At 70.8% G+C, this 17,891-nt stretch carries 16 protein-coding genes and 1 pseudogene; 8 read left to right on the forward strand and 9 right to left on the reverse strand.

Annotated elements, in window-relative coordinates:
- Positions 1–1,437 precede the first annotated feature (1,437 nt).
- Both ACJ6WD_RS09110 and ACJ6WD_RS09115 read right to left on the reverse strand, forming a co-directional pair.
- A complete protein-coding gene (locus ACJ6WD_RS09110) occupies positions 1,438–1,695 on the reverse strand; it encodes a hypothetical protein (protein ID WP_407615479.1) in 258 nt (85 codons plus the stop codon).
- Positions 1,692–2,000 (reverse strand): DUF6247 family protein, encoded by a 309-nt coding sequence (locus ACJ6WD_RS09115; protein WP_233658933.1) that lies wholly within the window; start codon positions 1,998–2,000, stop codon positions 1,692–1,694. Before ACJ6WD_RS09115 ends, ACJ6WD_RS09110 begins: the two co-directional genes overlap by 4 nt.
- Positions 2,001–2,668: 668 nt before the next feature.
- Here ACJ6WD_RS09115 and ACJ6WD_RS09120 point away from each other — a divergent pair.
- The 3 genes from ACJ6WD_RS09120 to ACJ6WD_RS09130 all read left to right on the forward strand — a co-directional run bounded on the left by ACJ6WD_RS09120 (position 2,669) and on the right by ACJ6WD_RS09130 (position 5,074).
- Entirely contained in the window at positions 2,669–3,136 is a 468-nt protein-coding gene (locus tag ACJ6WD_RS09120; protein ID WP_407615480.1) for a lactococcin 972 family bacteriocin, read from the forward strand.
- A gap of 331 nt (positions 3,137–3,467) precedes the next feature.
- Positions 3,468–3,911 (forward strand): hypothetical protein, encoded by a 444-nt coding sequence (locus ACJ6WD_RS09125; RefSeq protein WP_407615481.1) that lies wholly within the window; start codon positions 3,468–3,470, stop codon positions 3,909–3,911.
- A 752-nt stretch (positions 3,912–4,663) separates the two neighbouring features.
- On the forward strand, positions 4,664–5,074 hold the full coding sequence (locus ACJ6WD_RS09130; protein ID WP_407615482.1) for a hypothetical protein: 411 nt from the start codon (positions 4,664–4,666) through the stop codon (positions 5,072–5,074).
- A gap of 60 nt (positions 5,075–5,134) precedes the next feature.
- Here ACJ6WD_RS09130 and ACJ6WD_RS09135 read toward each other — a convergent pair.
- Positions 5,135–5,377: pseudogene (locus tag ACJ6WD_RS09135) on the reverse strand (transposase); the annotation flags it as partial.
- Positions 5,378–5,394: 17 nt separating this feature from the next.
- On the opposite strand from ACJ6WD_RS09135, the gene ACJ6WD_RS09140 reads away from it, so the two are divergent.
- Positions 5,395–5,559 (forward strand): integrase, encoded by a 165-nt coding sequence (locus ACJ6WD_RS09140; RefSeq protein WP_331248860.1) that lies wholly within the window; start codon positions 5,395–5,397, stop codon positions 5,557–5,559.
- A gap of 162 nt (positions 5,560–5,721) precedes the next feature.
- Here ACJ6WD_RS09140 and ACJ6WD_RS09145 read toward each other — a convergent pair whose 3' ends face one another.
- The 4 genes from ACJ6WD_RS09145 to ACJ6WD_RS09160 form a co-directional block, all read right to left on the reverse strand.
- Entirely contained in the window at positions 5,722–7,245 is a 1,524-nt protein-coding gene (locus tag ACJ6WD_RS09145) for an aldehyde dehydrogenase family protein (RefSeq protein WP_407615483.1), read from the reverse strand.
- A gap of 135 nt (positions 7,246–7,380) precedes the next feature.
- A complete protein-coding gene (locus tag ACJ6WD_RS09150; protein WP_376447542.1) occupies positions 7,381–8,670 on the reverse strand; it encodes a GAF domain-containing protein in 1,290 nt (429 codons plus the stop codon).
- Between the two features lie 89 nt (positions 8,671–8,759).
- Positions 8,760–9,809 (reverse strand): DUF6114 domain-containing protein, encoded by a 1,050-nt coding sequence (locus ACJ6WD_RS09155; RefSeq protein ID WP_407615484.1) that lies wholly within the window; start codon positions 9,807–9,809, stop codon positions 8,760–8,762.
- Positions 9,800–10,414, reverse strand: a complete 615-nt coding sequence (locus ACJ6WD_RS09160) for a DUF6230 family protein (RefSeq protein ID WP_407615485.1) — start codon at positions 10,412–10,414, stop codon at positions 9,800–9,802. The genes ACJ6WD_RS09155 and ACJ6WD_RS09160 overlap by 10 nt, the downstream gene beginning before the upstream one ends.
- A gap of 144 nt (positions 10,415–10,558) precedes the next feature.
- Between ACJ6WD_RS09160 and ACJ6WD_RS09165 the strand changes: the two genes are divergently transcribed.
- Complete coding sequence (locus ACJ6WD_RS09165; protein ID WP_233658940.1) at positions 10,559–11,215, forward strand: TetR/AcrR family transcriptional regulator; 657 nt, start codon at positions 10,559–10,561, stop codon at positions 11,213–11,215.
- Between the two features lie 123 nt (positions 11,216–11,338).
- Here ACJ6WD_RS09165 and ACJ6WD_RS09170 read toward each other — a convergent pair whose 3' ends face one another.
- The gene (locus ACJ6WD_RS09170) at positions 11,339–12,625 is read right to left on the reverse strand and encodes a glycoside hydrolase family 18 protein (protein WP_407615486.1); all 1,287 of its coding nucleotides are present in this window, start codon (positions 12,623–12,625) and stop codon (positions 11,339–11,341) included.
- Between the two features lie 365 nt (positions 12,626–12,990).
- Here ACJ6WD_RS09170 and ACJ6WD_RS09175 point away from each other — a divergent pair, with 365 nt between their 5' ends.
- On the forward strand, positions 12,991–14,163 hold the full coding sequence (locus ACJ6WD_RS09175) for an acyl-CoA dehydrogenase family protein (RefSeq protein ID WP_233658942.1): 1,173 nt from the start codon (positions 12,991–12,993) through the stop codon (positions 14,161–14,163).
- Positions 14,164–14,213: 50 nt separating this feature from the next.
- Here ACJ6WD_RS09175 and ACJ6WD_RS09180 read toward each other — a convergent pair whose 3' ends face one another.
- Positions 14,214–15,392, reverse strand: a complete 1,179-nt coding sequence (locus ACJ6WD_RS09180) for a pyridoxal-phosphate dependent enzyme (RefSeq protein ID WP_407615487.1) — start codon at positions 15,390–15,392, stop codon at positions 14,214–14,216.
- Between the two features lie 173 nt (positions 15,393–15,565).
- On the opposite strand from ACJ6WD_RS09180, the gene ACJ6WD_RS09185 reads away from it, so the two are divergent.
- A complete protein-coding gene (locus tag ACJ6WD_RS09185; RefSeq protein WP_407615488.1) occupies positions 15,566–16,720 on the forward strand; it encodes a hypothetical protein in 1,155 nt (384 codons plus the stop codon).
- A complete protein-coding gene (locus tag ACJ6WD_RS09190; RefSeq protein ID WP_407615489.1) occupies positions 16,717–17,883 on the forward strand; it encodes a phosphotransferase family protein in 1,167 nt (388 codons plus the stop codon). The genes ACJ6WD_RS09185 and ACJ6WD_RS09190 overlap by 4 nt, the downstream gene beginning before the upstream one ends.
- Positions 17,884–17,891 lie beyond the last annotated feature (8 nt).

Here is a 17,891-nt window from a genome sequence, read left to right on the forward strand (position 1 = left end):
GCCCGGCTCCAGCGGCTCGATCACGAACCGGGAGCGGTACTCGTCGACGACCTCTTCGGTCAACGAGGGACGCTGAGATATCAGCATGAGGTGGCCTCCAGTCTTTGGGACCCGCTGTAGGGCGCCGGCCAACGGACGGCAGCAGCTCGACGGCGGTAGGCCAAGGGCAAGGCTATGCGAGCCAGAATCCGTATGGCGATCTGAAATGTAATGAGCAAGAGCACGACAGCGGGGAGTGCAAGAGGGTGAACGCGATTACACCCTTCACCTCACCCTCTGAATTGCCCTACTGATGCAATAAGTCGACGGTGGCGGCGCTGTGGCTCGCCTGAGCCGCGACCGGGTCGATGAGCGGACTGTCCAGCTCGTCCCTGGTCAGGGACGCGTTCCGCTCGTTCACCGTATACCTCCCTTCCATTTGGCATGGAAATTTAGAAACCTGAACAGCTGAGGCGCGGTTTCACAGTCCAGGGCGTCGCCCTACTCGGGAAACCCGAACTGAGGTTAGTTCAACTTCCGAGCAACGGGGCGAGGTTGAAAGTCCTCAAACTGACCAACGGGCATGTTCTGTTCGGCCCAGGCCAAGTGGGGCCTATTGGCCCTCTCGGCGCGTCAACCGAGGCCGGTCCACTCCTGGCGTCTGCCCTGGCTGGTGTGACGTGTGGCCCGGTCTCGATTGTGTCAGCGTGTGGATCGCCGCTTGGCCACGTACCGGGCGACTTGGGTGGCGCTCATGACTACCGGAGCCGGGGCGATCCCTCCGGCCAGCCCCACAGGATGCTTGCCACGAAGGACTGGTCGCGCACGCGGAGCCCGAGGACCATCCCCAGCCCGCCCAACATCAGAAGCGAGACGGTTCGTTCAACGCCGCGGGAAGGCCTCTCCGAGTCGGTCTGTCATTTCCGTGCTCCTCATAGGTCATGTCGTCCGGGATCGGAGGAAGACGGCGGCGGTCGTCAGCTCAGAAGACTGCCGATCGCTTCGGCGATGCCACCGACCACACCTGATGCGACAACTCCGGGGGCGTACCCGGCTTCCCCCCCCCGGCGAGGGAACCAGCCACACATCCGCCGATCATTCCGGCGGTGGCTCCCTTGGCCGCATCGTCCAGCCACCTGGGGTCGGCGGCGACGGGGAATGCCGTGGAATCCGCGATCCGTTCCGATTGGACGAGGGTGTTGCTGTCGACGCGGTAGCCGGTGGGTACGGGGTTGCCGTGGGTGTCCTTGGCCCAGGGGTGGCGAAGCCGCCGAGGAAGGCGGCGTCCTTGGCGATGGCGGCGACGGCGCCGACGGCCAGGGCGCGGATGCCATCGTCGGTAGTGGGCTGGACGGCGAGGTCGGTGGCCTTGGCTGCTGTGGGGGACGGTGTTGCGGACGGGACCGGAGCGGTCGGCGGACGGTCTACAGCGGCCGTCGTAGTCGCCTTTCCGGTCGGTTATCCGGCCCAGACCATGTCGATGACGCGGAGGTGTCCGCGGCTGCGGTTGACCCAGTAGACGACGGTCAACGAGCCGATCGAGGCGCGGCGTACGTTCTCGCCCTCGGATTCAGGGCGATCCCACTGGGGCCAGGACCACGGCGAGCGCGACGCGATGGCCAGCACGTCGCGCACCATCTCCTGCACTGGCGGGTGAAGGTCCTCGAGGTAGCCGACGAGCTCCGGCGCGAGCTGTGTGGGCCAGGAGTCGCTCACCGGCGAAGTCCGATCACATCTTCCAAGGGGACGCCGTCGTCATCCGGATACCCGTAGGCGATGAACTGGTCAACGGCGGGAGCGGTGTCGAGTTGGACCTGCCACTTGCGGACGACCTCGTGCAGCGCGGTGAGGTCAAAGGTCGCGCGGGATTCCTCCAGGGCTGCTTCCCAGTCGCGGTCGAACGCGGGCAGCCAGCGGTGGACGGCGGGGTGCTCGGCGATTCCGGCGCGCAGTATCGCTGCGGTGGCGGGCGCAGGTGCCGGCGGTGGAGCCAGGTACGGATGTACGGGCTGCCAGTTCATGCGGCGGTCCTTTCCTCGGGTCGGATCTGGAGCCTGACGAGGGGCCGGGGCGAGAGCCCAGTGGTGTGGTTCACCGGTCGCGCACCTCCATCCCGAGCTCGCCGTTTCCGGGCGGGCGAACGATGGCCGAGGCGCAGAGTGCCGTCACCAGGATCGGTGAGCTCCACGGCGTGGTGGGTGCCCTGTATGTCGCCCAGGGCATTGGGGTCCAAGGTGTCGGGGCAAAGTTACTGTGTTGCCCTGTGAGGTTGGTGCCACGGCCGCGTCCGGCCGTGGCTTACCGCCAGGGCTGCGTCATCAGCAGGAAGAGGCAGGGCGCCGCGACGAGCGCGATGAGTGCCTGCCGACGGGCGTGGCCCGGCGCAGCGCGGGGGCTTCGAGGCGCCGTCACGACCTAAATGCGCAGGCCGTCACCACCTGTATGTGGGGCATTGTCAGCGCTGCTCTTGCGGTTCGGCAACCTGAGCTTGGGTGCGACCGGGGCGCATTGGTTCCTGTGACGGCAGTGGACGCACTGATGACCCAGGAGACCCGGTCGAGGTAATTGAACATGGGTCTTTCGGCCCCTGGATGCCATCCGAGCACAATCGGCAGAATCCTAGCCACAAGATCGTTCAACCCAGTTGCGGGTCAAATGGCGCTCGTTGGGAGGATGTTGAATTCCCGTCGTGAAAAATCCAGAGAAGGTGCATGTCGGGTGGCTGACTCTTCTCGTGGCCTCAGTGGCGATCACGGATGGGGTGTTGATCGCCTCCGGCCCAGCCGTTGCCGCTCCCTCCCCGGTCGCCTCTCGGAGTCGGGTTCATACCGCGTCAGATGGCGAAGCCCCGCCGGCCGCGCTCATAGGCCCGAACGGTGAGAAGCCTGTCAAGTGGGGTGTGGCAACCTTCGACGAGGGCTCTGGCCCGCTCGCGAGGGTGAGCGTGGGTGGCGGCACTTGGAACTATGGCACAAGCAAGGATGGCCTCTACAAGAAGTGCTATTCGAACTACATCCACACCACCAAGAAGCACTCAGCCAGCGTTGCCATCGGCAGCAAGACCAACAAGGACGTCAAAGGCCCCGATGTCTGGGCTAACGCTTCCAGCACGAACGGCTGGGGTTACAAGTGCAATGCCTACTGGGGCATTTACTGAACCAACCGCACCGCAGCGGTCGAAGGCATCACTGCTCGTGACTCGCCACGAGCAGTGATGCCTTCGATGCACTTGTCAACGCCCTGACGTGATCAGGGAAACCGACTGGAGTCCTTTTATGCTCCCAGCCCTCTTGCCTGTCGGGCTTCCCTTTGTGGGCGGCCTGATTGTCGGAGTCTCCGGCCCGCTCTTGGAGTCAGCGGGTAACCCGGTGAGCCACGTGGCGAGCATCGTTCTCGTTGCGGGCTCGATGTACGCGCTACTCGCCTTTGGTGCTGGATGGGTGGCGCGATCCACAAGGCGAGCGGCCCTAACGGCGTGGGGTGTGCTCGTGGTCGCAGTCGTGTCCTATTACGTGACCAAGGCGATCCTAGGCGACTTCAGGGTGCCGGACTTCAACGCTCCGGCTAACGGTGCAGTTGCTTTCGGCTGGAACGAATTCCTGTCGATGATCGCGGTGTGGTGTGCGTTCGCCACCGTGCTGGGGCCGGTCTGCGGACTCGCCGGATACTTCTCCCGCGCTGGCTCCTGTCCACTTCGACCGTTCCAGCGGCTGCCTTTCCAACTGCTGATCCCTGCCGTGGTCAGTGTCGAGACCACTATGCGGCTGATCTACGAGGCCAGCGGGCCCGATAGGGCGGTTGTCGGCCCGGTCTGGACCGTTGCCCGTCTCCTGTCCATAGCGCTGGCCTTCCTCTTTATCGCCATCGCGGTCGTCAGGACGTGGCGCTCCCGTCCCACCGCCGCCTCGTCGGCAGCCCCACCACCAAACTGACCTGGGCAAGGAAGAAGCCCGCCCCGCCCGAGGGTGGGCGGGGGGCTTTCGTGAGGTGGGCTGCTCCTCGATGGGGCCATCCTCGACGTTCTTGAGCCGCATGCGGGCCTGGACAAGATCGGGTCCGTTGAGGGTGGCTGAGCGTGGAGGGGTATTACGGTCGCGGCGAGCATGTGTGCCGATCGAGGCGCGAGCCCTCGTGGGCGCGGACCCGTGCTGCCGGCGGTGCCGGACATCGGCTGGGCCCGCGGGTGTTCAGCGGGCGGTGGCGGCGGGCGGCTCGGTCACCGGGTCATCGCGCTCCGGGCCCAGACATCGGGGGCGACGCCGTAGCCAGCTCGGCAGTCCTCCGCCAGCGCGTCGGCGAAGTTCCTGGGACGGGGCCGACCAGGGCCTCGGTCTCACAACCGTGAAGGAGTTGGGCGGATGACCAAGAAGGCCGAGTAGGAGGCGCAGGTCGAAGGGGTCGTGGTGGGAGCGGCGTGCCGACCGGGCACGGAGCCTCCGTCCGCGGACGGTCAGCAGGTTCAGCGGCGCGGAGACCGGATGTACGCCGCGGTGGTCGACGGGGCCGGCCACCACGCGGCGGTCGTCGCCCACGCGGCCATCGCGCCGGCGGTGATCACCCACACCGGCATGGTCATGGGCGGCCTGGCCGGGCTGACCACGGCCAGGCAGATGGCGCACGCCTACGACGTCCCGCCGCACGCCAGCGCCGTCTACGCCTGCATGGAGCCGGGCTGGCCGCCAGCGTGCACTGGATCGGGCACTGCCGCGCCTACGGTTGGGACGGGGCTGCGCTCACCCAGTGGACCACCGACCAGACGATGGGCCCATGGCTGCGGTGGAACGGCGGCAAGACCATCGAACTGGTGCCCGCCGAGGTTGCGGAGACCCAGGGCACCTGGGCATGCCTGGGGCTGGCACAGGCCGGCGTCGCCACCTGCTGCCAGGTCGAGATCCGCGAGGAGATCCGCTTGGTGCTGCTCGTCTCGGACGGGTCTCGGATCAGGTGGACCAGGAGACGGCGGAGGAACTGTGCCGCACGCACCAGGATGATCCGCAGGCATTGGCGGATGCACTGGTCGCTGCTGCCGACGAGGACGCGGACGGCTACCACGACGACGCAACCGTCCACGCGCTCCTACCGCCGCACCCGCTGACGCTGCCACGCCGAGCTCCCGGCGGTCTCTGCTCCTCACGGGCGCCCGGCCGAGCCGGCTGCCGCGCGGCACCGTGTACTGCCGCCCCACCCCGGCCGAGGTGGTGCCCTTCTTGACGAAGCCGGTGTCGTCGGTGATCAGCACTCCATCCGGACCAAGACGGTCACCGACGTAAGCGCGGACGTCGTCGCGCAGGGCGTCTGGGTCCCAGACACTGCTGTTCAACAACCGCTGAAGGCCATCCGGAGTGCGGCGACCGGCCCATTCCGCAAGCTGCCAACCGTTCTTGTTACGGGGGTTGGCTCGCCAGCAGGCAGGCAGTGGACCCGGCCGAATGCGCTCGCCGCGCGGGCCAGAGCATCGAAGTCCTCTTCCGCCACTACGCCAAGTTCCTGGACGGGGTCCGGGAGCAGGCCAACCGCCTCATCGAGCAGTCGATGAAGGAGTGGGACCGCGTCAGCCAGGACACGGCACCTGGGGGGTGAGCCGGGGGTTTGGTCCGCGACTGGTCCGGAACAGCTGGTCAGGAGTGGGATAGCAGTGCGAGAAACCGGGAGTTACGACGTAAACCAGGCGCCGGTCCGAGCAGACCGAGCGAAAGGCGCCTGACGGGTAAAAGCCCAGGTCAGGCGCCTTTCCTCGGGTCTCTAGAAGAACCCGAGCTTCTTCGGCGAGTACGACACCAGGAGGTTCTTGGTCTGTTGGTAGTGGTCCAGCATCATCTTGTGGGTTTCGCGGCCGATGCCGGACTGCTTGTAGCCGCCGAAGGCGGCGTGGGCGGGGTAGGCGTGGTAGCAGTTGGTCCACACCCGGCCGGCCTGGATGGCGCGGCCCGCGCGGTAGGCGGTGGAGCCGTCGCGGGTCCAGACGCCGGCGCCGAGGCCGTAGAGGGTGTCGTTGGCTAGGGCGATCGCCTCGTTGAAGTCGGCGAACGGGGCGACGGCGACGACCGGGCCGAAGATCTCCTCCTGGAAGATCCGCATGTCGTTGTTGCCCTCGAAGACGGTCGGGCGGACGTAGTAGCCGCCCTCCAGTTCGCCGCCGAGTTCGGCCCGGGTGCCGCCGGTGAGGACCTTGGCGCCTTCCTTCTGGCCGATGTCGAAGTAGGAGAGGATCTTCTCCAGTTGGTCGTTGGACGCCTGGGCGCCGACCATGGTGTCGGTGTCCAGCGGGTGGCCCTGGACGATCTCCTCGGTGCGGGACACACCGGCGGTCAGGAAGTCCGCGTAGTGGCCGCGCTGGATCAGCGCGCGGGACGGGCAGGTGCACACCTCGCCCTGGTTGAGGGCGAACATGGTGAAGCCTTCGAGGGCCTTGTCGTGGAAGTCGTCGTCGGTGCGCGAGACGTCGTCGAAGAAGATGTTGGGGCTCTTGCCGCCCAACTCCAGGGTCACCGGGCGCAGGTGCTCGGAGGCGTACTGCATGATCAGCCGGCCGGTGGTGGTCTCGCCGGTGAAGGCGATCTTGGCGACCCGGGGGTTGGACGCCAGTGGCTTGCCCGCTTCGACGCCGAAGCCGTTGACGATGTTGACGACGCCCGGCGGCAGCAGGTCGGCGATCAGGCTCATCAGGAAGTGGATCGAGGCGGGGGTCTGTTCGGCGGGCTTGAGGACCACGGTGTTGCCGGCGGCCAGGGCCGGGGCCAGCTTCCAGGTCGCCATCAGGATCGGGAAGTTCCAGGGGATGATCTGCCCGACCACCCCGAGCGGCTCGTGGAAGTGGTAGGCGACGGTGTCCTCGTCGATCTCCGAGAGGGTGCCCTCCTGGGCGCGGACCGCGCCCGCGAAGTAGCGGAAGTGGTCGATGGCCAGGGGGATGTCGGCGGCCAGCGTCTCGCGCACCGGCTTGCCGTTCTCCCAGCTCTCGGCGACCGCCAGTTCCTCCAGGTGCTGTTCCATCCGGTCGGCGATCTTGTTGAGCACGCCGGCCCGTTCGGCGGCGGAGGTGCGGGCCCAGGCGGGGGCCGCCGCGTGCGCCGCGTCCAGGGCCCGCTCGACGTCCTCGGCCGTGCCGCGGGCGACCTCGGTGAACGGCTGGCCGTTGACCGGCGTCGGGTTCTCGAAGTAGCGGCCCTGGGCGGGCGCGACGAACTCACCGCCGATCCAGTGGTCGTAGCGGGGCTGATAGCTCATCACGGCATCTGCGGAACCGGGGTTCGCATAACGAGCCATGGGGCGGCCTCCCAATCGATCGCGCGGCGCGGCCCGACGCTCCGTGCGGCGGGCGGTGGGGGGAGGGTAGGGCTGCGGACGTTGCGCGGACGTTGCGCGGGGGAGCGGCGGCGCGGGGCCGGCGACCGGACCGGGTCACCGGGGTGTCGGGGGCCCGGAATCCGCGGGGAGCGCGGGCGCCAGACCGTATTCGGAGCGCAGTCGTCCGGCCGCCGCCACGCAGGCGGGGCGGACCGCGGAACGCTCCGGCAGGGCGGCCACCAGTGCCTCTCGGACCTCCAGGTCGTGCTCGCCCCAGGGCGTGAGCGACCAGGCGCGCAACTGGTCCGGGTCGGCGGTGGCGAGCAGGGCCCGGCGCATCCGGTCCTCCAGCGCGGTGCGCAGCCGGCGGATGCCCGGCGCCTCGGAGCAGGGCAGCAGCGGGCCGCGGTAGGTGTCGAGTGCCGCGGCGAGGTGATAGGTCGTCACATGTCGTTCGGTGGCGTGCAGATCGGTTTCGACGGGGGCGTCCAGGCGGTAGGGGCGGGAGTGCAGGAGCGGTCCCACCAGTTGGCGCAGTCGGCACAGTTCGGCCCGCAGGGTGACCGGACGCACCTCCCGTTCGCCGTAGAGGAGCACGGCGAGCTGATCGCCGGTCAGGCCCGCCGGATGGTGGGCGAGGAGCACCATGATCTCGCTGTGCCGGCGGCCCAGTCGCAGCCGTTCGCCGTCGCGCACCAGCAGCGCCTCGTCGCGGCCGAGCGCGGTCAGGAACGTGCCCGAACTCCGTTCCTGCGCGGCGAGGTGCGCCTCGGCGGCGCGCGCGGTGGCCTGCACCAGGGCGAGGCTGTGCGGACTGGCCAGGTGGTCGCCGCCGGTGATGTCGACGGCGCCCAGCAGCCGCCCGGTCCGCAGGTCGTGCAGCGGTGCGGCGGCGCACGTCCAGGGCTGCACCCGGCGGTTGTAGTGCTCGGTGGCGAAGATCTGGACGGCGTGGTCGGCGGCCAGCGCGGTGCCCGGTGCGTTGGTGCCGGCGTGCCGCTCGTCCCACCGCGCGCCGGCCACGAAGTTCATCCGTTCGGCGCGACGCAATACCCCGGAGTGCCCCTCCACCCACAACAGCCGTCCGTGCGGATCGCAGACCGCCAGCAGGTGCGCGCCGTCCTGGGCGATGGTGCCGAGCAGCTCCCGGAAGACCGGCATGGCCCGGGCCAGCGGATGGGCCGCACGGTAGGGGCGCAGTGCGGCCTCGTCGAGCTCGACGGGGACCTCGCCGTCCGGTGCGGCGCACGCCCGCGCCGAGCGGCGCCAGGAGTCGGCGACCACCTGCCGGACCGGTGGTGCCACCGTCCCGTCGGCCAGGAACGCCTCGTGCGCGCGGCGCACCGTGCGGAGGCGTTCGCCGGGATCGGCGCCCGCTTCCATCGCCAGCCAAGGGTTGAGCACGCGTCACCTCTTCGATGCGGTTCCGGCCCCGTACGCCGATGCTGCTCGTGCCGGGCAGGGGCGTAAACCCCGCATCGGAACGGATCGGCTCAGTCACCGCCGGTGGTGTCCGTGGCCCCGGCGCCCGCCTGGAGCCGCAGGCCGTCCGCCACGATCAGGTCCGACGTCACCAGTGCCTGCTCGGCACTCACCCGCGTCATGTAGACGAAGGGTGGGACGACGGGCGGCACGGGGAGGGTGTCGGGGGTGAAGGTGAGGCAGAGGATCCCCTCGATGCAGCCGCTGAACTTGGTGAGGTAGAGGGTCACCGCCCCCTTGAGGTCCAACGCATCCGCGTTCAGGCCGAGTTGGGGGCCCTGCCGGTCGTGGGTGGTGAGGCGGTAGTCGGTCAGCGAGGCGGCCTTCATGCGCAGCACCATCACCTTGAGCGGCCCGCCGGCGGTGGGGACGGTGGTGACGCCGGCCAGGGTGAAGCCCTGGGGGGCGAACCGCGTGGTGGTCACGGTCGGCGGGACGGGGGGTGCCGGCGTCCCGGTCGCGGCGGCCCGTTGCGTCGGGCCGCCGACCGCGGTGAGCAGGACGAGCGGCAGACCGACGGCCAGGGCCTTGCTGCCGGTCCCGCGGCGGCGTGCGGGCGTCCGGTCCGCCGGGCCCGTGGCGGTCGGGCCGGTGGCCTCGGGACCGGCGTCCGGCGGCCCGGCGGCGGGTGCGTGCGCCGGCGCGTCCGGTCCGTCCCGTACCGGTGTCCACCCGAAGCCCAGCGCACTGCCCGCGATCCCCAGTCCCATCCCCACGAGGAACCCGCCGAGGTTGGTCGCGGCGAACGAGAGCACCGACAGGATCAGCGCATTGACGCTCACGTAGTGGTGCGCGGCCGGCGTGCACCACAGGAACACCCCGGCCGCCACCAGCGCCAGTCCGATGCCGAGCGCGGCCAGTCCGCCCAGTCCCAGGCTGACCAGGACGGTCAGCGGGGAGAGCGGTACCAGCACCAGTTCGGCGCCGCCCAGCAGGAGCAGCAGTCCGGCCCAGAACGGCCGGGTCCGGCGCCAGCGCCGGAACGCCGTCCGCCGCTCAGGCCAGGGCAGCGTCCGATCCAGCCGGGCGCCCCATCGCGCCCGGCGCGCCCTCAGAAGCACGCCGTGCCGTCCAGGCTGACGCTCACCCGGAGTCCCTTGAGCCGGAAGTTGCCGCCGGTGGCGGACCAGGCGTGCGACTTGACGCCGGCCACCTCGATGTTGCCGGCCTGGAGTCCGAACTTCCCGCTCGGTCCCTTGACGCCGGGCACCGCGTCGAGCGTGCTGGCGTCCCGACCGATCTGGGCGGTGCCGAACCGGGCGTCGCCCACCAGGTCCTCCCCGTCGATGATGAGGCTGTCGGCGCGCACCGCACCGGCCGGCCCGCCCGCGGTCAGCTTGAACACCACGGTGCCGACCGGGGTCTTGACCCGGGCCGCCTGGCAGATGTCGGTGAGGTTCGCCTTGCCGATGCCCAGGAGGGCGACGGGGTGGCCGCGGTCGTCGGCGTCGCGGTCGGTGTGCACGTACGAGGCGAGCCCTTCGCTGGTCAGCTTGCCCGACGCGACCTGGAAATTGGTCCCGGACACCGCGAAGGAGGCGGCCAGTGCGCCCTGGGCCATCGCGGTGGCCAGTGCGCCCACGGCGAGGACGGCGGGCACCGCCACCGCCGCGGTCTTCTTCCAGGAGGTTCGCCCTTCGGGCGCCCTGCCGTTCGGTGTGCTCACTGCGTCCTCCCCGGGGCAGTGGTCGAATGCGCGAGGGAAGTGCTTCATGGAGCTGCCTGCGGGGGTCCGCCGCAGGTCCGAATGCGCAGGTGACGTTCTGTCATACTGCGCAAAACTCTTGGCAGTTGGAGACTAGGGCGGATTTTGAATAAGAGTCAACAGTGCGGACACGCGGCCTCGCGGAGCCCCCGCGGCACCGCGCGTTACCAGGCACGCCGTGCCGAACTGATAGCCACCGGGAAGAAGCTGTTCGCCGACACCTCGTACGACGCGCTGTCGATGGACGACATCGCGCGCCAGGCCGGGGTCGCCAAGGGCCTGATCTACTACTACTTCACCAACAAGCGCGGCTACTACCTGGCGATCATCGAGGACGCGGTGGCGGAACTCGTCGAGCGCGCCGGCAGCACCCATGACCTGCCGCCCGTCGACCGCGTCCGGCGCACCGTCGACGGCTATCTGCGCTACGCCCAGCACCACCAGGCCGCCTACCGCACGATCGTCACCGGCGGCGTCGGCTTCGACGCCGAGGTGCTGGCCATCCGGGCCCAGGTGCGCGCCCGGCTCCTCGGCACGATCGCGCGCGGTGCCTGGGACCGCGAGGAGATCCCGCCGCTCGCCCGCACGGCGCTGACCGGCTGGCTCTCCAGCGTCGAGGGCGTCACCCTGGACTGGATCGAGGAGCAGGAGCTCCCCCGTGAGACCGTGGTGGAGCTGCTCGTCCGGGGGCTCGGGGACACCCTCCGACTGATCGAGGAGTACGAGCCGGACTGCCCGGCGCCGCCCCGCCCACCGGCTTGACTCCCGCGCCCGGCCGCACACGGCCGAGCGGGCGGGAGGCCGGTGCCTCCCGCCCGCTCGGGTTCCCCGTTTCTCAGGATGGTCCGTTGACCGGGCGTCGCCCCGGGGCCGCCGTGCTCGCGGCTACTTGATGGCCTTGATCAGCTCGCCGTCCGAGGTGTCCCCGCTCAGCTCCCAGAAGAACGTCCCGGCCAGTCCCTGGGCGTCCTTGTAGGCCATCTTGGTGCCGATGGTCTGCGGGGTGTCGTAACTCCACCACTGGTCACCGCACTTGGCGTAGGCGGTGCCGCCCACCGTGCCGGTGGCCGGGCAGCGGCCCTTGATCACCTTGTAGTCGTCGATGCCCGCCTCGTACTTGCCCGGCGCCGCGCCGGTCGCGGTGCCGCCCGGGGCGTCCTGGGTGACGCCGGACCAGCCGCGTCCGTAGAAGCCGATGCCCAGCAGCATCTTGCCGGCCGGCACGCCCAGCTTCTTGAGCTTGGCGATGGTGTCGGTGGTGTTGAACCCGGCCTTCGGAATGCCGTTGTACGACGTCAGCGGGGAGTGCGGGGCGGTCGGCCCCTTGGCGTCCCACGCGCCGAAGTAGTCGTAGGTCATCGGGTTGTACCAGTCGACGTACTGCGCCGCGCCGCCGTAGTCCGCGGCCTCCATCTTGCCGCCGTCCGAGGCGTCCGCGGTGATCGCCGCGGTGACCAGGTTGCCCTGGCCGAACTTGTCCCGCACCGCCTTGAGCACGTTGGTGAAGGCGTCCTTGCCGCTGGTGTCGCAGGTCAGGCCGCAGGCGTTGGGGTACTCCCAGTCGATGTCGATGCCGTCGAAGACGTCCGCCCAGCGCTTGTCCTTGACCAGGTCGTAGCAGGACTGGGCGAACGCCGCCGGGTTCTTGGCGGCCTCGCTGAACCCGCCCGACCAGGTCCACCCGCCGAACGACCACAGCACCTTGAGGTTGGGGTGCAGCTTCTTGAGCTTGCGCAGCTGGTTGAAGTTGCCGCGCAGCCCGTTCGGGTCGTCCCAGGTGTCGGCCTTGCCGTCGACGCTCTGGTCGGCGGTGAACGCCTTGTCGTAGTCGGCGTAGGAGTCGCCGATGGCGCACTTGCCGCCCTGGACGTTGCCGAACGCGTAGTTGATGTGGGTCAGCTTGGCCGCGGAGCCCGAGGTCTCGATGTTCTTGACCTGGTAATTGCGGTCGTAGATCCCCCAGTTGGTGAAGTACCCGACGACCTTGTTGCCCGCCGCGGTGGTCTGGGTCGCGGTGGTCTGGGCCGCGGTGACCGGGTGGGGGGCGGTGGCCGGCGACGGGTGGGCAGAGGCAGAGCCGGCGAAGAGGGTGCCGGCCAGGGCCGCGGTACACAAGGCGGTCGCGGTGGCGATCAGCTTCCGCGGCGCTCGCATCCGGTGCGGTCTGAGCATGTCGTCTCCTCGGAGGGGGGCGAGGGTGGAGCATGGCGGCGTTCCGGCTCGCATGCCTGCCGAATTGGCATGAACGCGCGGAACGTTGGAGGAGAAGTTAGATGGACTAGACCAGTGAGTCAATGGTTCGGACCAATTTCCCGGTGGTGCCGCACGGCGCCCGAAACGGTCCGGATCCGCCGGGCAATCGATGATCAACCAGTGACGCCAGGCCGCCGATCGGGCATACTCCTAGCGCCACTGCCGCAGGTCATCGCCTTCCGCGACCCGGGACGCGATCATCAGCGGGGCACGACGGAATCCGGCGCCGCCGCCCTACCCCCGCGCGCGGTGCCGCAGCGCCCGAAAGGGAGGAGAGCGCCGCCATGACCGACTACGTTCCCCCGCCGGTGGACCGCAGGCTGCCCACCGAGGAGGCCCGCGACCTGATGGCCCTGGTTCGCGAGCTCGCCGAGCGTGAGATCCGGCCGCTCGCCGCCGAAGAGGAGGAAGCCGGCCGCTTCCCCCGCGCTCTGTTCACCCTGCTCTCCGAATCCGGCCTGCTCTCCCTGCCGTACGCCGAGGAGTTCGGTGGCGGCGGCCAGCCCTACGAGGTGTACCTCCAGGTCCTGGAGGAGCTCGCGGCCGCCCGGCTCACCGTCGGCCTCGGCGTCAGCGTGCACACCCTGGCCTGTCACGCCCTCGCCGGGTTCGGCAGCAAGGAGCAGCGCGCCGCGCATCTGCCGGCCATGCTCGGCGGCGGCCTGCTCGGCGCGTACTGCCTGTCCGAGCCCGCCGCCGGCTCCGACGCCGCCTCGCTGACCACCCGCGCCACCCGCAGCGGCGACAGGTGGATCCTGGAGGGCACCAAGGCGTGGACCACCCACGGCGGGGTGGCCGACTTCTACACCGTGCTGGCCCGCACCGGCGGCAGCGGCGCCCACGGCATCACCGCCTTCCTCGTGCCCGGCGACGCCGAGGGACTCAGCGCCGCCAAGCCCGAGCGCAAGATGGGCATGAAGGGCTCCCCGACCGCGCAGTTGCACTTCGACGGGGTCCGGGTGCCGGACTCCCGGCGCATCGGCGACGAGGGCCAGGGCTTCGCCATCGCGCTCTCGGCGCTGGACTCCGGCCGCCTGGGCATCGCCGCCTGCGCCGTCGGGGTCGCCCAGGCGGCGCTCGACGAGGCCCTCGCGTACACCGCAGGCCGCCGCCAGTTCGGCCGTCCGATCGCGGACTTCCAGGGGCTGCGGTTCATGCTCGCGGACATGGCGACCCAGGTCGAGGCCGGTCGGGCGCTGTACCTCAGCGCCGCCCGGCTGCGCGACGCCGGCCTGCCGTTCTCCAAGGAGGCGGCGATGGCCAAGCTCTTCTGTACGGACACCGCGATGCGGGTCACCACCGACGCGGTCCAACTCCTCGGCGGCTACGGCTACACCGTCGACTTCCCGGCCGAGCGCTACATGCGCGAGGCCAAGGTGCTGCAGATCGTCGAGGGCACCAACCAGATTCAGCGGATGGTGATCGCCCGGCACCTGGCGGGGCCCGAGTCGCACTGAGCCACCGGGGCGGGGCCGGGCCGGCGCCCCGCCCCGCCGGCCCGGCGCGCTCAGTCGCCGTCCCGCCCGGACGCCGTCCCGAGCGCCTTCATGCCGGTGGCCGTTCCGATCGCCACGACCACCGCGTCCGGCCCGGTCACCAGGGTGCGGGCCACCGCCACCGCGACCGCGGACGACGGTTCCAGCAGCAGCCCCTCCGCGGCCAACCGTCGATATTCGGCCATGGTCACTTCGTCGTCCACCGCCACCGCGGTGCCGCCGGTGCGCCACAGGGCGTCGAGTCCCTGCCAGCAGGGCCGTCGCTCACCCAACGAAAACGCCACCGTCGGACCCGAGTTCACCCGCGTCCGTTCCTGATCGGCCCGGTCCGGCTGGCGCAGGGCGGCGGTGAACGGCGCCGCCGCCGCGGGCTCCGCGGCCACCAGCCGGGGCACCTCGGCGATCAGCCCGGCTCCCGCCAACTCCCGGAAACCACGCGCGATTCCGGCCAGCAGGTCCGCCCGGCTGGTGGGGACCACCACCGTGTCGATCGGCCGCCCCGCGAAGTCCCGCGCCAGCTCGTGGGCGACCGACTTGTAGCCCTCGTTGGCGTACGGATTGCCGCCCGGCGACGGCGTCGAGAAGCTGGTCAGCGGGTACCACCCGTGCGTCGCGACGGCCTCCGCCATCGCCGCGTTGCGCTCCGCCGTGCCGTCCCCTCGCACCTGCCGTTCGGCCCCCAACGCGTCTATCTGCGCCCGGAGTTCGGGCGGCACCGCGTCGGTGGTGAACACCACGCAGCGCAGCCCGGCCCGGGTCGCGTAGGCCGCGGCCGCCGCCCCCGCGTTGCCCGAGGACGCCGCGACCACGGTGTCCGCCCCGGCCGCCAGCGCCGCCGCCACCCCCACGGACATCGCCCGGTCCTTGTGCGACCCGGTCGGATTGGCACCCTCGTATTTCAGCCACAACCCGCCGTCCCCGGTGGTGGGTCGGGCGGCCGTCGCGGACGTGGTGCGCAGGCGGACGACGGGGGTGTTCCCCTCGCCGAGGGTGACGGGCGGGCCGGACACCGGCAGTGCGGCGGGCCAGCCCCACGGTCCACCCGGATACGCCGCGAGGTCCAGGCCGCTCAGATCCGCCAACGGGGGCGGGGTGTTGACGCCGACGTCGTCGCGGGCGCAGGACGCACAGCCGGTGAAGCCGTCCGCTGCGCGTCCGCAGCGCGGGCATCGGAGGGGGGCAGGGGGCATCGTCGTCGCTCCTGGGGTCGGGTCCGGGCCACGGTGAACGAGCGCGACCGTAACAGGCGCTATCCCTTCGTGCCACCTACATTCCTCGACGGTGTGGCCGCCTGCCGACATCTGACGTACCGTCATTTTCTCGTTTCCCGGTGATCCCCGTGCGACCGCGCCCAGGAGGGACCGTGTCCGACCGCCCGATCCCGCTCGACGAATACCCGATCCACCAAGCCCCGCTCTCCATGCGGCAGGTGGCGACCAGCGACCGCAACGCCTACGACCGCTGCATCTTCCACGTCCTGGACCACACCGGCCGTGCCCTGCTCATCGCCGGCCTCGGCGTCTACCCCAACACCGGCGTCATCGACGCCTACGCCACCCTCCGCCTCGGCGACCGGCTGCACGCCGTCCGGGCCTCCGACGCGCTCACCGACGACCGCCTGGCGCTCACCGTCGGCCCGCTCACCCTCACCGTCGAGGAACCCCTGCGCCGCATCCGCCTCACCTGCGCCCCCGACCCCGCCGACCCCGACGGCCTCTCCTACGACCTGACCTGGACCGCCGCCTTCCCCGCCACCTGGGAACCGCACCACACCCAGCACCGCGGCGGCCGACTGATCCTGGAGGGCCGCCGCTTCGTCCAGGCCGGCACCTGCACCGGCACCCTCCGCGCCGCCGGCGAGCAGCTCACCGTCACCGCGGGGGAGTGGACCGGCACCCGGGACCGCAGCTGGGGCGTGCGCCCGATACCCGGCGAGGACGGCGGCCGGGCCGCCGCCGAGTCGCCGACCGAGGGATTCCACTGGATCTGGTGCCCGGTCCGCTTCGACGACCGGTTCGTCATGGTCATCGTCCAGGAGGACGCCGACGGCCACCGCACCCTCAACGAGGCCCTGCTGGTCCGCGACGGCGTCCCCGACCGGCAACTGGGCTGGCCGCACGCCGACATCAGCTACCGCCCCGGCACCCGCCACCCCGAACGCGCCGTCCTCCACCTCACCGACGCCGGCCGCAAACCCCTCGAACTCACCGCCGAGGTCCTCACCTCCTCACCGCTCGCCCTCGGCGCCGGCTACCCGCCCGCCGACGACTGGCAGCACGGCACCTGGCAGGGCCGAGGCTGGACCGACCGCCGCGTCTACGACCTCTGCGACCCCACCGCCCACCCCCGCGCCGCGTACGGCGTCACCGACCACGCCGCCCGCTTCACCCTCGACGGCCGCACCGGCTACGGCATCTTCGAGCACGGCAGCTTCGGCCGCCACGACCCCAGCGGCTTCACCGGCTACGACTCCGTCGCCCCGGACCGCGCCGACCGCCCGGGGGAGGCCACCCGATGAGACCCGGCCCCGACGCCGCACCGGGCGCGGACCGCGCCCCGGACGCACCCGCCGACCCGCGCCCCCGGACCACCACCCGCGACCCCGAGGAACTCACCCGGCGGCTCTCCGCCTGGCTCGCCACCCGCCTGCCCGGCGCCCGCGCCACCGGGGCCACCGTGCCCGCCTCCAACGGCATGTCCAGCGAGACCCTGCTCTTCGACCTCGACCACCCGGCCGCGCCGCCCCCCGGGCCCGCGCCGGGCGGGGTCCCCACCTCCTGCGCCCTCCGGCTCGCCGCCGACCCCGCCGCGTACACGATCTTCCCGCGCTACGACATGCCCCGGCAGTACCGCACCATGCGACTGGTCGCCGACCACACCGACCTCCCGGTGCCCCACGCCTTCTGGTTGGAGGAGGACCCCGCGCACCTCGGCGCGCCCTTCTTCGTCATGGCCCGCGCTGCCGGCCGGGTGCCGCCCGACGTCATGCCCTACACCTACGAGGGGAACTGGCTGCACGACGCGAGCGACGCCGAACGCGACCGGCTGGAGGCGGCGAGCGTCTCCGTCCTCGCCCGCCTGCACGACCAAGTCCCCCTCGACGCCGCCCAGTTCCTCGCCACATCCGGCACCGGAGACCCGCTACGACGCCACGTAGACGCCCAACACGCCTACTACACCTGGGTCGTTGACGGTCTACCCCGCTCCCCGCTCATCGAGCGCGGCTTCGCCTGGCTCGCCGACCACTGGCCCGACGATCCCGGGGGCACGGTACTGACCTGGGGTGACGCGCGGATCGGCAACATCGTCTACGACGGTTTCGAACCCGCCGCGATCCTGGACTGGGAGATGGCGGCCCTCGGCCCCCGCGAACTCGACCTGGGGTGGATGATCTACCTCCACCGCTTCTTCCAGGACCTCACCCGGTCCGGCGGGCAGCACGGACTGCCGGAACTCCTGCGCCGCGACCGCGTCGAGGACCGCTACGCCGCGCTGACCGGCCACCCGCCGCGCGCCATGGAGTTCCACACCCTCTACGCGGCGCTGCGGCACGCCATCGTGATGCTCAGGGTGGCCTACCGCCAGGTCCACTTCGGTGAGGTGCCGGTCCCGGCCGACCCCGACGGGCTGATCCTGCACCGGGACACCCTGGAGGCGATGCTCGCCGGCCGCTACTGGTGAACCGCGGC

The sequence above is a fragment of the Streptomyces sp. VTCC 41912 genome (assembly GCF_045799175.1).
In the GTDB taxonomy this organism is placed as follows: Bacteria; Actinomycetota; Actinomycetes; order Streptomycetales; family Streptomycetaceae; genus Streptomyces; species Streptomyces albulus_C.